Origin of the sequence: Rhodococcus sp. 4CII (assembly GCF_014256275.1) — a bacterium.
GTDB classification, from domain to species: domain Bacteria; phylum Actinomycetota; class Actinomycetes; order Mycobacteriales; family Mycobacteriaceae; genus Rhodococcus_F; species Rhodococcus_F wratislaviensis_A.
Map to the genome: position 1 here is coordinate 3,024,355 of NZ_JACCFE010000002.1, position 15,062 is coordinate 3,039,416.

A 15,062-nucleotide genomic window follows, 5' to 3' on the forward strand; every position below is an offset into this window, starting at 1 on the left:
TCCAGTATTCACGCTGGATGCGTCAGGTCTGCGGGGTTACCATTCGCTTGTCCCTGGATGGGACTCTTCACACCGCTCCAGACAACTCGATGTGCCCAGAGAACCCGCCCAGTAGAACCCTCGATGTGCAATGAGCAGAGGAAACGGGTCGGGCAGAGACGGATCGGCCGCTGGATCGGACTCTGCCGAACGAACCGTCGGAGCCACGAACTCCGAACAGACCAGCGAAGCGACGGTCGCGGCCGGCCCGTCGACGGTGACCGCTGAGCAAACCCTGTCGGCACGGACGATGACTGCCGGGCAGACCGCACCCGCCGCGTCCGAACAAACCGCTGCCGCGGAACAGACCGCCGCTGCCGAGCGAACCGCAGCCGCCGACCGGACCGCGACGGCCGCGACGGCCGCGACGGCCGCTCCGACCGTGACGGCCCGGCAACCGGACACGCTCATCACGAAGCCGCCGAGCAACGCGGCTCTCGACGATGTGGAGGTCGGGCAGCAGGTTGACGACTTCGACCTGCTGATGGGTCTGGGCAGCGGCGCGTTCGGCCGGGTCTTCCTGGCACGCCAGCGGTCGATGCAGCGGCTCGTCGCGGTGAAGATCTCGCACGACAAGGGGAACGAGCCGCAGACCCTCGCGCAACTCGACCACGACTACATCGTGCGGGTGTTCGACCAGCGGCTGCTCGAGGACCGGCAGCTGCGCCTCCTGTACATGCAGTACCTACCGGGCGGCACGCTGCTGCGGGTTCTGCGCCGCGTCCGCGTCACCCCGGAACAGGACCGGACCGGCAGACTCCTGCTGGACGTGGTCGACGAGGAGATGCGGGAGAAGGGCGAGATCAGGCCCACCGACTCGAGTGTGCGGGATGAGATCGCGTCGCTGACCTGGCCGGAGACGATCGCGTGGCTGGGGCGGCGACTGGCCGAGGCCCTCGATTACGCGGGCAAGCGCGGCGTCCTGCACCGCGACATCAAACCCGCCAACATCCTGCTGACGGCGGAGGGCGTGCCCAAGCTCGCCGATTTCAACATCAGTTTCAGCGACAACGTCACCGGGGCTTCGCCGCTCGCCTATTTCGGCGGGTCCCTGGCCTACATGTCCCCCGAGCAACTCGAGGCATGTCACCGCGGAATGCCCGGAACGGCGGCTGACCTCGACACCCGCAGCGACATCTTCGCTCTCGGGGTGATGCTGTGGGAGCTGATGTGCGGGCGCCGACCGTTCCAGGACGAGGACGTGTCGAGCGAGTCGCTCGCCGCACTCGAGGCGATGCTGGACAGCCGCAGCCGCGACGTCGACCCGGAGTTCCTCGACCAGTTGCCGCACGACTGTCCCCCGTCGCTGCGGCGGGTGCTCCTCACCTGTTTGGCGCCGAAGCCCGAGGACCGGTGGTCGTCCGGCGCCGAGCTGGCCCAGCAGTTCGACCTGTGCCTGAACCCGCGGGCCCGTGATCTCGTCGATCCGCCGCCGAACAGTTGGCGTATGCGGTTGCGCCGCTTCGCCCTCCCGATTCTGGTTTTCGGTATCGCAGTGCCGAACGCACTCGCCGGCGCGTACAACTATCACCACAACAAGATGCTGATCATCAGCAACCTGACACCGGAGGCGCAGCAGTCGTTCGAGGGGATCCAGTTGGTCATCAATTCGATCGCGTTCCCGCTGGGCGCGATCCTGCTGCTGTATTGGTGCCGGTATCCGCTGCTCGTGCCCCGGGGGCTGCGCAAGGGAAAGACGTACGACCGTCAGACGCTGGCCCGCGCCCGCACCGACACGTTGCTGCTCGGCGACCGCGTGGTGCTGGTGGTGTTCGGGTTGTGGCTCATCGCGGGTATCGCGTACCCGATTTCGCTGCAGCTCGCGGCGGGGAACGTGCCCCCGGGGGCGTATGTGCACTTCATCGCGTCACTGATCGTGTGCGGCGCCGTGTCCGTCGCGTACCCGTTCTTCGTGGTCGCGTTCTTCGCGGTGCGCTGCATCTACCCGACCCTGCTGCCGCAGGACATCGCCAGCAGCGCCGACGCCCACAAGCTGCGGGGTCTCGACCGCCGCAGCACGCTGTACCTGGCCGTGGCCGCGTCGGTTCCGCTGGCCGGGGTAGCCGGGGTGACGTTCCTGTCGCCCGACGAGATCACGCTGGTGATCATCGCGGTCCGCATCCTGTGCGTCGGCGGCATCTTCGCGTTCGTCGGCGTGTACTGGCTGTTCCGGCAGTTGGAGCAGGACCTCCGGGCGCTGGAGCTCGCCGTGTCCCACGACCCCGTCCGCTGACGGGTCGAACTCAGCCGCCGTAGACGGACGGCTCGAGCGTTCCGATGTAGGGCAGGTCGCGGTACCGCTCGGCGTAGTCGAGGCCGTAGCCGACGACGAATTCGTTGGGAATGTCGAAGCCGACATTCGCGACGTTGACGTCGACCTTGATGGCGTCGGGCTTGCGCAGCAGGGTGACGACCTCTAGCGAGGCGGGGTTGCGGCTCGACAGGTTGCGCATCAGCCAGGACAGGGTGAGACCGGAGTCGATGATGTCCTCGACGATCAGCACGTGCCGGCCGGCGATGTCCTTGTCGAGGTCCTTGAGGATGCGCACGACGCCGGACGACGACGTGGAGGACCCGTAGGAGCTGACGGCCATGAATTCCATCTGGGTGGGGATGGGCAGCGCCCGCGCGAAGTCGGTCATGAAGAAGATGGCGCCCTTGAGGACACCCACCAGGAGCAGATCCCCTTCCGGGGCGCCCTCCGGGTAGCGCTTGGCGATTTCCTCGGCGAGTTCGACGGTACGTCGACGAATCTCGTCCTCGGAGATCAGTACCGATGCGATGTCGCCTTCGTACACGCGATCAAACCCTTCGTTGGTCGTCCAATCCGACGTTCAGCCTGCCACGTCGTCGACGGACCACCAACCTCGCGTCCGGTGTTCCGCCCCCGACCGCCACGTGTCCCTGCCCGCGCCACCGCGCGACGAGGCCGTCCACGGCTCGCAGTTGGGTGTCTCCGAGCCCGCGCGCGCCCGCTGCCAGCAGCCAGCTCCGCAGCACCCGCCGCCGCACGGGTGGAGCCGACAGCGCGAGACGTGCCGCGTCGATTTCCCCGTCCACCACGACTTTCGCTGCGGTGTCGGCGGCCGCCGCGTCGAGCACGGCCCCCTCTTCCCGCAGTTGCTCACCGGTGCGGGCCAGTGCACCGGCCACACCGCCGCCCAGGACGTCCTCGAGAAGCGGCAGCACCTCGGTACGCAACCGCACCCGCACGAAGTCGGGTGACGAATTGTGCGGATCCTCGTGTGGGGCGAGGCCCAGCTCCGCGCAAGCCTGCCGGGTCACCGCGCGCCGCACGTCCAGCAGCGGTCGTCCCCACGGGCTGTCGTAGGCGCTCATCCCCCAGATGGACCGGCCACCCGAACCACGCGACAGCCCCAGCAACACCGTTTCGGCCTGGTCGTCGAGGGTGTGTCCGAGCAGCACCGGGCAGGTTCCGCGGGCCGCGTCGAGGGCGCGGTACCGGGCCTGCCGGGCGGCGGCCTCGAGCCCACCGGACCCGCTGACGTCGACGGGGAGCACCTCGGCGGACGCGCAGCCGAGGATCCGCGCACGTGCTGCCGCTTCCCCGGCGACGTCGGCCGACCCCGGCTGCAGCCGGTGATCGACGATCAGGGCGCGAACCGAACGCGCCTCCGCGGCAGCCGCCGCCGTCAGCGCCAGCGAGTCGGCGCCTCCCGACAGCCCGACCGCGAGGTCACCGTCCGGGGCGTACGCCGCGATCCACCGCCGCACGGCGTGACGAACCTCGAGGATCGCCGGCTCCTCGGGAAGCAGCATCACCCGTGTCAGCCCAGTACCCGGGACACCCAGGCGTCGGGATGGTCGATCTCCGCGAGTCGGGGCAGAGTGTCGGGGCCGGTCCAGACGATGTTGAACCGCTCCATCCCGACCTTGTCCACGACGGCGTCGACGAACGCCTTGCCCCGCACGTACTGCGCCATCTTCGCGTCCATCCCGAGCAGAGCCCGGATGACGCGCTGCACAGGGTTGCTCTTGCGGCGACGCCGATTGTCGAACGCGGCGCGGATGGCGGCCACCGACGGCACGACCGCGGGGCCGACCGCGTCCATCACGTGGTCCGCGTGTCCCTCGAGGAGGGTGCCGAGCACCAGGAGCCGGTCGAGTGCCTCGCGCTGCGGTTCGGCCTGGGTGGCGCGCAACAGTCCGACGATGCCGCCGGGCGCGCCGGACTCGTCCGGTTCGGTGCGCCCGCGGTCGCGCACCGCCGCGGAGAGCCGGCCGACGATGTCGCCGAGGGATTCGTCGTCGGCGGATCCGAGGGTCTCCACCGACTGCTGCATGTATCCGGTGAGCCACGGCGACGAGGAGAACTGCACCCGGTGCGTCACCTCGTGCAGGCACACCCACAGCCGGAAGTCGGTGGGCTGCACTCGCAGGGTCCGCTCGACGGACACCACGTTGGGCGCGACCAGCAGCAGGGTTCCGTCTTCGCCGGTGAACGGGTCGTACTGGCCGAGAATCGCCGAGGACAGGTACGCGAGCATCGCCCCGGCCTGGATGCCTGCCGGCTTGCCGACCAGCAGACCGGGAGCGGCGTCGCCGCCCGTGAGTTGCGACATCGAGTGCGCCGCGGCGTGGATCCAGCCCGCCCGGTCGAGGATCTGCGCGGTCGGGACCGGCAGTCCGTCCGCGAGGCCGGTCACTTCCCGGACGGGTAGTTCGGCGCGCATCGACGCGTCGGCCAGTTCCGCGACCACGGCCTCGGCCGTGTACCTCGACGTGGCCGGGCCGCTGCGAGCGAGTTTGACCCCCGTCCTGGCTGCCAGGTTCCAGTCGACGGCGCCGCTGAAGGCGTTTCCCTCGGCGGCCATCACTGACACCCGCACGTGCGGAGCGCAGCCGCCAGTGCGTCGAGTGCGGGACGACTGACCTCCGGCGGCCGGTCGTTGGACATCAGCGCGAACGTGAGGACCCGCCCGTTCTGATCCACCACGTACCCGGCGAGGGCGCTGGCCGTGGACAGGGTGCCGGTCTTCGCGCGCACCCATCCGGCACCGGTGCGGTTTCCGGAGGCGTACCGGTCCGACAGGCTGCCCGTGGCGCCTGCCACCGGCAGATAGTCGAGCATAGGCCGCAGCGCGGGTTTGCCGTCCCCCGCGGCGGCCGTCAGGACCTGATCGAGCAGTTGCGGTGCGATGCGGTCGTCGACGGACAATCCGCTCGCGTCGTGCAGTGTGAGCCCCGACAGGTCGAATCCGGCGCCGGACAGCGTCTGGCCGATGGTCGCGACGGCTCCCGTGAACGATGCTTCCGCGCCCGCACTCATGGCAACCTCCCGCCCGATCGCTTCGGCAAGCACATTGTCCGAGTGTTCCATCATCTGCTGCAATCGGTCGCGCAGCGGCGCGGACTGCACACTCGCGACGGTGGCCGCACCGGGCGCGGCGACGCCGGAGGTGACCGCGGACGGGTCGATGCCGAGCGCACCGGCGAGCGTTCGCCCGGCGTCCAGGGCGGGCGTCGAACTGCGCGGCGACTCGTCGACGAGCGGGTCGGCCCGCCCGCCGTCGATCATGATCGGCTCGGTGGGCGTGATGAATCCGGCACCGACGTCGGTCGGGAACCACCCCTGCGCCATGGTGTCGCCCGAATAGATGCTCGTGTCGACGACGATGCTCGTCGCCTGGATGCCCGCGGTCCGGATCTGATCGGCGAGTTGCGAGATGTGCGCCGCGCCCGGGTAGTAGCCGTTCTCCCCGACCGGTTTCGCGGTCAGGGTGGGATCACCACCGGCGACCAGGACGATCTGTCCGGGAGCCGACCCCTGCACCACCGTGGTCGACACCCGGTGGTCCGACGGCAGCGACAGCAGTGCAGATCCCGCGGTGAGGACCTTGGTGGTCGACGCGGGCGTCATCGGGGTCTGCGGGTTGGCACTCCACAGCACCTGACCGGTGACCGCGTCGGCCACGGTTCCGCTGAACTTGCCGAGGTCGGGGTTGGCGGCGGCCGGACCGACGGCCGCGGCGATTCCCTGCGCCGACGGAATGGGTGCGTCGTCCGGGACCGGCGTGACCTGCGGGGCCGCGATGATCGGCGCCGGTTCCGGGGCGATCGTCAGTTCTCCCCGGCCCGCCGACGCGTTGTGCGCGGTCACCGCGACCACCAGAACAGCCGCCATCGCGAGCACCACGACGACGACCGACGCGAACAGGATTCGCATGTTCCGACGGTGGCGTCCCGCCAACGAGCCCATCTTCTTCTTTCCCTGGCCCGGCAACGCGCCTCCGTCTTCACTGCGATTCGTGGGTGGTCAGACTCCCAACCTTATCCTCGACCCGATATCCTCTCCCCGAATCATCATCGACACGACAGCGAGGAATCGGCGTGGAGTTCGACGTCACCATCGAGATCCCCAAGGGTCAGCGAAACAAGTACGAGGTCGACCACGTGACCGGTCGCGTGAAGCTGGACCGCTACCTGTACACCGCGTTCGGCTACCCGGCCGACTACGGCTTCATCGACAACACCCTCGGCGAGGACGGCGACCCGCTGGACGCGCTGGTCCTGCTCCCCGAGTCCGTGTTCCCCGGCGTCATCGTCGAGGCACGCCCGGTCGGCATGTTCAAGATGGTCGACGAGGCCGGCGGCGACGACAAGGTGCTGTGCGTTCCGGCGGGCGATCCGCGCTGGGATCACATCCAGGACATCGGCGACGTCCCGCAGTTCGAACTGGACGCCATCAAGCACTTCTTCGTCCACTACAAGGATCTCGAGCCGGGCAAGCACGTCGAGGCCGCCGACTGGGTTGGGCTGGCCGAGGCGAAGGCCGAGGTCGAGGCGTCGCTGAAGCGTTTGAAGGACAACGGCGGGCACTGAGCTGTAGCAACTGAGCCATACCAGCGGCGCCCAACTTCGGTCTCGAAGTTGGGCGCCGTTGGCGTCTCAGGCCTCCGCGTCCCCCCGCGCCGCTGCCTGGAGTCCGGACTCGCTGCGGAGGGGGACTTCCTTCCAGAGCACGGTGAGGACGAAGGCGACGACGGCGAGCATCGAGACGGTGAGGAAGACGGATCCGATGGCGTCGGCGAACCCTTGCTTGAACGGCAGGGCCAGCACGTCGTCGAGTCTGCCGATCACCGAGCTGTCCGTGAGGACACCGCTGACCCCGGCGTGATCGGGGCTGAGCATGCCCTGTCCCATGGCGGCCTCGGCGGGGTCGTTGCTCTGGGCGGCGGCCACCACGGCTCGGCGGAATTCGGGTGTTCCTGCCGCTGCCGTCACACGTTCGCCGATAGCAGGGGTGAGGCGCGAGAAGAGGATCGACAGGAAGATCGCGACGCCTGCGGTGCCGCCGATCTGGCGGAAGAACGTGGCGGCGCCGGTCGACACCCCCATGTCCTGCGGCGGCAGCGCGTTCTGAATGGCGAGGGTCAGTGGCTGCATCAGATTTCCGAGGCCGAGCCCGAGGATCAGCATGAATGCCATGACGACGGGCATCGGGGTGCCGGCGGCCACGGTGTGCAGCAGGAAGGCGCCGATCACGATCAGAGCGGTCCCGAGGATCGGGAAGTACCGGTAGTGCCCGGTGCGAGAGATCATCTGACCACTGACCACCGATCCGGCCATCAGTCCGAGAACCATGGGCAGGATCTGGAAGCCGGCGAGGGTGGGGCTCGAGCCCTTCACCACCTGCAGGTACTGGGGCAGGAGGGTGATGCCGCCGAACATGACGGCACCGACGACCAGACTGATCACGACGCCGAGCGCGAACGTGCCGTTGCGGAAGAAGCGCATCGGAATGAGTGCGGCGTCCTTCATCGCCAATTCGACGAGGACGAAGGCGAGCACCCCGATCACTCCGATGACGTAGCACACCAACGACTTCGAGCTGTCCCATCCCCAGCTGTGCCCCTGTTCGGCCACCACCAGCAACGGCACCACGCCGATCGCGAGAGCGACGGCGCCCCACCAGTCGATCCGTTGATTTCCGGTCGGGCGCTTCGGGAGATGCAGTACCCGGGAGACGACCGTGAGCGCGACCAGCCCGACAGGCACGTTGACGAGGAAAACCCAACGCCAGCCGTCGATTCCGAGGATGACGTCCTGCCCCGCGAACACACCGCCGAGGACGGGACCGAGAACACTGGACGTCCCGAACACCGCGAGGAAGTACCCCTGATACTTGGCTCGCTCACGGGGGGAGACGATGTCGCCGATGATGGTGAGCGCCAACGAGAACAGGCCGCCGGCACCGAGTCCCTGGATCGCACGGAACGCGGCGAGGACGTACATCGACGTCGAGAACGTGCACAGCACCGAACCGATCACGAAGACCGAGATCGCGAACATGAAGAACGGCTTGCGGCCGTAGATGTCGGACAGTTTGCCGTAGAGCGGCGTCGCCAGCGTCGCGGTGACGAGGTACGCGGTGGTGGCCCACGCCTGCAGCGAGTACCCGTCGAGGTCGTCGGCGATGGTGCGGATTGCCGTCGCCACGATCGTCTGGTCGAGTGCGGCGAGGAACATGCCGAGCATCAACCCGCTGAGTACAGCCAGGATTTGCCGGTGCGTGTATGCCACCGGCGTTTCGACCGAATTCGCCACTGTGTCCTCGCTGCACTGTTCGTTTACTTGTAGTCGGCAAGTATGCGAGCGCGGCGAGGATTCGGGCAACTGTTGGACTGGGCTTTACCTGCGGATAAGTGTCCGATCCCGACAGTGCGGACGGATCACTCCCCCTTGAAGTCGGGGGTGCGCTTCTCGAAGACGGCGGTGATCGCCTCGGTCAGGTCCTGCGACGGCAGGAACGCCGCATTCCACGCGGCGACGTAGCGCAGGCTGTCGTCGACGGCGGCGGCGCGCGAGTGGCCGAGGACGTCCTTGATGCCGTGCACGACGAGCGGCGGGTTCGCCGCGATCTCGGCGGCGGTCGCGTGTGCGGCGGCGAGGACCGCGTCGGCGTCCTCGAGGACGTCGTTGACGAGACCGATCTTCTCCGCGCGGGCGGCGTCGATATCTTTGCCGGTGAGCGCCAATTCGCGCAGGTGACCGTCACCGATGATGGCGGGCAGCCGCGCGAAGCTGCCCATGTCGGCCACGATGGCGACCTTGACTTCACGGATGCTGAACTTTGCGTCGATGCTCGCGTATCGGATGTCCGCGGCGGAGATCAGGTCGACGCCGCCGCCGATGCACCAACCCTGGACGGCCGCGATCACCGGCTTGCGGCAATCGGCCACCGCGTTGATGCCCGACTGCATCCGCTTGATCATGTCGTGGAACGTGGTGCGGGGACCGGCCTGCGCCTTGTCGGCAAGGACGGAGCCGAAGCTGCCGCTCATGGCGGGCAGGTCGAGACCGAAGGAGAAGTTCTTGCCCGAACCGGCGATCACGACGGCCCGCACGTCCGGATCGGCGTCGAGTTCACCGAAGATTTCGGGGAGCTCGCTCCAGAAATCCGGGCCCATCGCGTTGCCCTTTCCGGGCCCGATGAGCGTCACCTGCGCGACGTGATCCTTGCGCTCGACGGTGAACGCATTCCAGGTCTTCTGTTCGGTCATTACTCCAGAGTAACCACCGCCCGAGCAGGCCAGGCGAAATACCCTGGAGGTCTCTGCACCGTCGTGCGAACGGACCGCGTCGATGACTCACCCGACGAGCCCCGACGGCGCCGTCGTCATCGGCGCCGGGATGGGCGGTCTGCTGGCCGCGGCCGCTCTCGCCGGCATCTACCGGACCGTCACCGTCCTCGAACGCGACGTCCTACCCGAGACGGCGATCCCCCGCAGGTGCGTCCCGCAGGCCCGGCACGTGCACGCCCTTCTCGCCGGCGGGCAGGCCGCGATGGAGGATCTCCTGCCGGGGTTCGTGGCCGAACTCCTCGCTCTCGGTGCCACCGGAGGCGACGCACTCGGCGACATCCGGTGGGTCGTCGACGGGCACCGGATGGCCCGCGAGACCAGCGGGGTTCCCGGCATTCTCGCGAGCCGGGCGCTCGTCGAGTGGCACGTGCGCCGACGGGTGCGGGCCCTGCCGAATGTCCGGATCCTCGACCGGTCGGACGTCGCGGCCCTCACCGTCGAAGACGGGAGGATGACCGGTGTGTCCGTGCAGCACCGGGGTGGCGCCCTTCCGGAGGTCGTCGCGGCCGATCTCGTCGTGGACTCGTCGGGCCGGAGTTCGCAGAGTGTCGCCCGGCTCGGCGCGCTGGGGTTCGCGCCCCCGTCCGAGTCGCGGGTGGCCGTCGACGTCACGTACGCGACGCGGCACTTCCGGCTCGAGCCACCGCACCTGGACGGGGATTCCGGCATCGGGATGGCGCCGGGACCGTCGCATCCGCGCAGTGGATTCATGGGTGTGCAGGAGGACGGCACCTGGATCGTCACCCTCGCCGGGTACGGCGACGACGTGCCGCCGCTGGACGCGGGCGGCTTCCTCGACTTCGTGAAGTCGTTTCCCGCCCCGGACATGTACGACGCGCTGCGCACCGCCGCGCCGGTGGACGACGGCGTGCGCTACCGGATCCCGACCACCATCCGCCGGCACTTTTCAGCGGACGATCTGCCGTCGAACTATCTGCCGTTCGCGGACGCGATCTGCTCGTTCAATCCCATCTACGGCCAGGGGATGAGCGTCGCCGCGGTCGAGGCGACCGTCCTGCGGGACTGCCTGCGGTCGGGGCGTACACAGCTCGCCCGCCGGTTCCTGCGCGGAGCGAATCGGTGCATCGACGCGGCGTGGAACCTCACCGTCGACAACGACCTCCGGATTCCGGCGGTGCCCGGACGGCGGTCGGCGCGGGTGCGGATGGCGAACGCGTACGCGTCCCGGATCGACCGGGCGGCGGCCGTCGACCCGGCGGTCGGGTCCGCGTTCCTGCGGGTGACGCATCTCCTCGACCGTCCCGGAACGTTACTGCGGCCGTCGACGGTGCTGCGGGTTCTGCTCGCGTCCCGCTGACGAGCGACCACGGTATTACCTGTATGTTTTCGTAACAGATACATGCAGACTCTGCGCCGCCCCGAGAGGAAAACCGTGCTCGACATCGCCTGGAACCCCACGCTGAACACGCTGACCCGCAACGCCTGGCGACTGTCGTTCGGCGGCGGGATCGCGCCGGTCCAGCGGACCCCGTCGACACTCATCCACGAGGCACCTCATCAGGACCTCTACCGGTTCGACGGCGAGGCCGACGGTGGCCGGCCCATCCTCCTCGTGCCCCCGCTCGCGGCGCCCGCGCAGTGCTTCGACCTGCGGCCGGGCCAGAGCCTGGCCGCGCATCTCGCCGGCACCGGCAAGGCGACGTATCTCGTCGACTACGGCACGATGGGCTACTCCGACCGCGGTCTCGGGTTCGAGGACTGGATCGACGACATCATCCCGGCGGCCGTCGACCGCGTGTCCCGCCTCCACGACGGGTCGGCCGTCGACCTGATCGGCTGGAGCCTCGGCGGAACGATGTCGCTGCTGACGGCCGCGGGCCGGACCGATCTGCCGATCGGTTCGGTGACAGCGATCGGCACGCCCATCGACTACGAGTCGGTGACCATGATCGCGCCGCTCCGCGTGGTCGGCCGGTTCACCGGCGATCGCCCCCTGACCACCGCCACCAGGGCTATGGGTGGCCTGCCCGCCCCGTTGGTCCAGGCCAGTTACCGATTCACCGCACTCCAGCGCGAACTCACCAAACCGTGGTTCATCGCGCGGAATCTGCACGACACCGAGACCCTCGCCCGGATGGAATCCATCGACCGGTTCATGGCCGACATGCCCGGCTACCCCGCGCGCTTCTTCCGACAGGTCTGCACTCAGCTGATCCTCGGAAACGCACTCGCCACGGGGAGCTTCGAGACCCGGAACGGCGCGATCGCCCTGGCCGATCTCACGGTGCCGGTCCTCGCGATCGGCGGCACCGAGGACGTCATCGCCCCGATCGCCTCGGTGCGCGCGGCGACGGACGTGCTCACCGGTTCCCCGTCGGTGCGGTTCGAGTCCGCGCCGGGCAGCCACCTGGGTCTCGTCGCGGGCCCGAAGGCGAAAGACACCACCTGGGCGCACATCGACGGTTTCCTGGGCGGTGATCAGATCAGCCCGGCCCGGGCGACGGCGCCCGCGAACAGTGCGGTGACCGCGGCGCCCATCGTGGGCTGATCCACCTCCTCGGGGTCGACCGAATGCTCCAGGACGAGTCCCGAGATGAGCGCCATCAGCGAGATCGCGGTGGTGCGGACGTCGAAGCCCTCATTCACTCCCCACTCCCGCGCACGCTCGCCGATCAACTCGACGAGCCTGCCCCGCAACTGTCGCCTCTCGCGCAGATAGGCCTGCGCGATCTGCGGGTCGCGGGCGGCGAGCACTCCGAATTCGAGGACCAGCAGCGACCATCCCGGCTCGCGCACCATCCACGACGCGATGGCCTCGCCACCCTTGCCCGCGGCGTCCGACGGGTTCATGCCGGAAATCTCGGCGAGCACGCGTCCCGCGAGTTCGAGTGAGCGCGCCGCGAACAGTTCCGCGAACAGGTCCTGCTTCGAGTCGAAGTTCGAGTAGACCGCGCCCTTCGTGAACCCGGCCCGGCGCGCGACCTCGGCGAGCCTGGCCGCGCTGAAGCCGCGTTCGGCGAATTCCTCCGCCGCGGCGTCGAGGAGGCGTTGACGCACGACGTCACGACCGGGACGCGTCGTGGGCGCCCATTCGGTGTGACGACGGTCCGGTTGACGATCTTCAGTCACGATACCTAGGGTATTCAATACCCACGGTATCGACAAGGATCGAGGACGTCCGATGACCACCACCGCCAGCGAACCCACCACTTCGGCTCCCGTGCACCACGACAGTCCGGTGTCGAAACACGGCGCGCCCAAGGTGATGGCCGCGCTGGTCTTCGGCGTCCTCCTCCTCCAGCTCGGCTTCATCCTCAGCTACGTGGCCGCGTTCCATCAGCCCACGCCCCGCGACATCGAGATCGGGGTCGTCGCAGCGGCGGGACTGCCCGCCGGGATGGACCAGCAGGTCGCCGACCGGCTCGACGCGATCGAAGGCGGACCGGTCCGCGCACGCGTCGTCTCGGACACCACGGAAGCCCGCCGCCTCCTCCACGACCGCGAGATCCAGGGCGCGTTCGTCGTGAATCCCGCCGGCCCCGACACTCTCATCACGGCGAGCGCGGGCGGCAGCTCCATCTCCAGCGCACTCGAGTCGGTGTTCGCCCAGGTGGAGGACAGTCATGGTCGCCAGTTCACGGTTCGCGACGAGATCCCCGTCGGCGCGCACGACAACCGCGGCCTGTCCGGTTTCTATCTGGCGGTCGGGTGGGTGGTCGGCGGCTACCTGCTCGCGGCGGCGATCGGCCTGTTCATCGGCGCCCCGCGGACCCTGCGCCAGGCCGCCGCGCACACTGCCGCGCTGTTCGGTTACGCCCTGGTCTCCGGCGCTCTCGGCGCCCTGATCACGACGCACGTGCTCGGCACGTTCGCGGGTCACTGGTTCCCGCTGTGGCTCCTCGGCACCGGGGTCGTCTTCGGCACGGCCGTGTTCACCCTCGGACTGCGCGCCTCGGTCGGCATCCTGGCGGTACCCCTCGCGATCGCCGTTTTCGTGATTCTGGGCAACCCCAGCGCCGGCGGGGCGTTCGGTTCCAACGTCATTCCCGCCTTCTATTCGGCCATCGGCCGCTGGATCACTCCCGGCGCGGGTACCGAGGGAATCCGGAGCATCGTGTACTTCGACGGCGTCGGGCTGGGGCAACCGGCGCTCGCGCTCTCGCTGTACTCCGCGATCGGTCTGGGACTGCTGTTCGGGTTCACCGCCAGACGTCTCCGGAAGGCGGAATCGACTACGCCCCGTTCCGATGTCGTGTCGGACGACGCTTGTTGATGTCGTTCCGGGGGAATGGACCTACTCTTGGTTCATGCCGACGCCCCTGCACCCCCACGCCGCGCATGTCGCCGAGACACTGATCGCGCGAGGACACCATGGGGTGATCGTGACCCAACCCGACTCCACCCACTCCGCGGCCGAGGCAGCGGAATCCCTGGGGGTGGACATCGGGGCCATCACCAAGTCGCTGGTGTTTCTTCTCGACGACGATCCGATCCTCATTCTCGTGTCGGGGGCGCACGAGGTGGATCTGGCGAACACCGGCAAGCGACTGCAGGGAAATCTGACCCAGGCACCTCTCGACATGGTGCGGATGGCCACCGGCCAGCCGATCGGCGGTATCGCCCCGCTCGGCCATCCCACCAATCTCCCCACCTACGTCGACAACGCCTTGTCGGAGCACGCGGAACTGTGGGCGGCCGCCGGGCACCCGGACACGGTCTTCCGCACGTCGTTCTCGGAGTTGGTGCGGATCACCGCCGGCCTCGCGATCGACGTCGACTGAATCCCCTGCCTGCAGCGCCCCTATAGTTGACGGCACATCTCGTGACCGCGAGTGGCACAGTGACCCACACGGGCCGACCCGGAGAATGATGTGTCCGACAGAGCCGAGAACGCCGATACCGTCGATGGTTCGCGTCTCCCCCGCGACCCCCGACCCGCGCCCGGAATCAGCGCGGACGACTACCGCGCAGCCCTGCGTCGTCACCCCGCGGGGGTCACCATCGTGACCCTCGACGCCGGATCCGGCCCCGTCGGCTTCACCGCGTCGTCGTTTTCCTCGGTGTCCCTGGATCCGCCGCTGGTGTCGTTCAACATCGCGAACACGTCGTCGAGCATCGAGGCGCTGCATTCAGCGGAGTCGCTGGTGATCCACCTTCTCGGGGAGCACCAGCAGCACCTGGCTCAGCGGTTCTCGCGCAGCGCCGACCAGCGGTTCAGCGACGAGTCGCTGTGGGCGCGGCTCGGCACCGGCGAACCGGTCCTCCACGGGACTCCCAGCTGGTTGCGGGTCGTCGTGGACCAGTTGCTTCCCGTCGGCGACCACACGCTCGTGATCGGCCTCGTCACCCGGGTCCACGCCGAGGCCGACGACGATTCCGCGTCCGCTCCCCTGCTCTACCACGAGGGCCGGTACTACCGGCCCACGCCGTTGGGTTCGACGAACAACGGCAACTGAC

General features: G+C 68.6%; 14 protein-coding genes. 7 read left to right on the forward strand and 7 right to left on the reverse strand.

The features are described from left to right. Positions 1-130: 130 nt before the first annotated feature. Positions 131-2,272 (forward strand): serine/threonine-protein kinase, encoded by a 2,142-nt coding sequence (locus H0B43_RS14725; protein WP_185727239.1) that lies wholly within the window; start codon positions 131-133, stop codon positions 2,270-2,272. Between the two features lie 10 nt (positions 2,273-2,282). Here the strand turns inward: H0B43_RS14725 and hpt are convergent, their stop codons facing one another. From hpt to dacB, 4 genes are read right to left on the reverse strand one after another with little or no spacing between them, the layout of a single operon-like run. Continuing rightward, entirely contained in the window at positions 2,283-2,837 is a 555-nt protein-coding gene (gene hpt, locus H0B43_RS14730) for a hypoxanthine phosphoribosyltransferase (protein WP_005244976.1), read from the reverse strand. 4 nt (positions 2,838-2,841) lie between these two features. After that, positions 2,842-3,819 (reverse strand): tRNA lysidine(34) synthetase TilS, encoded by a 978-nt coding sequence (tilS, locus tag H0B43_RS14735; protein ID WP_185729957.1) that lies wholly within the window; start codon positions 3,817-3,819, stop codon positions 2,842-2,844. Between the two features lie 8 nt (positions 3,820-3,827). After that, positions 3,828-4,874: a zinc-dependent metalloprotease gene (locus tag H0B43_RS14740; protein WP_185727238.1), complete on the reverse strand. Its 1,047-nt coding sequence runs from the start codon at positions 4,872-4,874 to the stop codon at positions 3,828-3,830. Further along, a complete protein-coding gene (dacB, locus tag H0B43_RS14745; protein WP_185729956.1) occupies positions 4,874-6,259 on the reverse strand; it encodes a D-alanyl-D-alanine carboxypeptidase/D-alanyl-D-alanine-endopeptidase in 1,386 nt (461 codons plus the stop codon). Before dacB ends, H0B43_RS14740 begins: the two co-directional genes overlap by 1 nt. 131 nt (positions 6,260-6,390) lie before the next feature. Between dacB and H0B43_RS14750 the strand changes: the two genes are divergently transcribed. Beyond that, on the forward strand, positions 6,391-6,882 hold the full coding sequence (locus H0B43_RS14750) for an inorganic diphosphatase (RefSeq protein WP_185727237.1): 492 nt from the start codon (positions 6,391-6,393) through the stop codon (positions 6,880-6,882). A gap of 66 nt (positions 6,883-6,948) precedes the next feature. On the opposite strand, the gene H0B43_RS14755 is transcribed toward H0B43_RS14750, so the two are convergent. Together H0B43_RS14755 and H0B43_RS14760 are read right to left on the reverse strand one after the other, a co-directional pair. Then, complete coding sequence (locus H0B43_RS14755) at positions 6,949-8,607, reverse strand: MDR family MFS transporter (RefSeq protein WP_185727236.1); 1,659 nt, start codon at positions 8,605-8,607, stop codon at positions 6,949-6,951. 125 nt (positions 8,608-8,732) lie between these two features. Beyond that, a complete protein-coding gene (locus H0B43_RS14760) occupies positions 8,733-9,563 on the reverse strand; it encodes a crotonase/enoyl-CoA hydratase family protein (RefSeq protein WP_185727235.1) in 831 nt (276 codons plus the stop codon). Between the two features lie 82 nt (positions 9,564-9,645). Here H0B43_RS14760 and H0B43_RS14765 point away from each other — a divergent pair, with 82 nt between their 5' ends. After that, the gene (locus tag H0B43_RS14765; RefSeq protein WP_185727234.1) at positions 9,646-10,962 is read left to right on the forward strand and encodes a monooxygenase; all 1,317 of its coding nucleotides are present in this window, start codon (positions 9,646-9,648) and stop codon (positions 10,960-10,962) included. 75 nt (positions 10,963-11,037) lie between these two features. Further along, on the forward strand, positions 11,038-12,153 hold the full coding sequence (locus H0B43_RS14770; protein WP_185729954.1) for an alpha/beta fold hydrolase: 1,116 nt from the start codon (positions 11,038-11,040) through the stop codon (positions 12,151-12,153). Here H0B43_RS14770 and H0B43_RS14775 read toward each other — a convergent pair. Next, a complete protein-coding gene (locus H0B43_RS14775) occupies positions 12,084-12,734 on the reverse strand; it encodes a TetR/AcrR family transcriptional regulator (protein WP_312033745.1) in 651 nt (216 codons plus the stop codon). The genes H0B43_RS14770 and H0B43_RS14775 overlap by 70 nt on opposite strands. A gap of 52 nt (positions 12,735-12,786) precedes the next feature. On the opposite strand from H0B43_RS14775, the gene H0B43_RS14780 reads away from it, so the two are divergent. The 3 genes from H0B43_RS14780 (at position 12,787) to H0B43_RS14790 (ending at position 15,061) form a co-directional block, all read left to right on the forward strand. Further along, positions 12,787-13,878 carry a hypothetical protein gene (locus H0B43_RS14780; protein WP_185727233.1) on the forward strand — a complete coding sequence of 364 codons (1,092 nt, stop codon included), beginning with the start codon at positions 12,787-12,789 and terminating at the stop codon, positions 13,876-13,878. Positions 13,879-13,912: 34 nt separating this feature from the next. Next, positions 13,913-14,386: a YbaK/EbsC family protein gene (locus H0B43_RS14785; protein ID WP_185727232.1), complete on the forward strand. Its 474-nt coding sequence runs from the start codon at positions 13,913-13,915 to the stop codon at positions 14,384-14,386. Between the two features lie 165 nt (positions 14,387-14,551). Then, positions 14,552-15,061: a flavin reductase family protein gene (locus H0B43_RS14790; protein WP_397517513.1), complete on the forward strand. Its 510-nt coding sequence runs from the start codon at positions 14,552-14,554 to the stop codon at positions 15,059-15,061. Position 15,062: the final 1 nt, after the last annotated feature.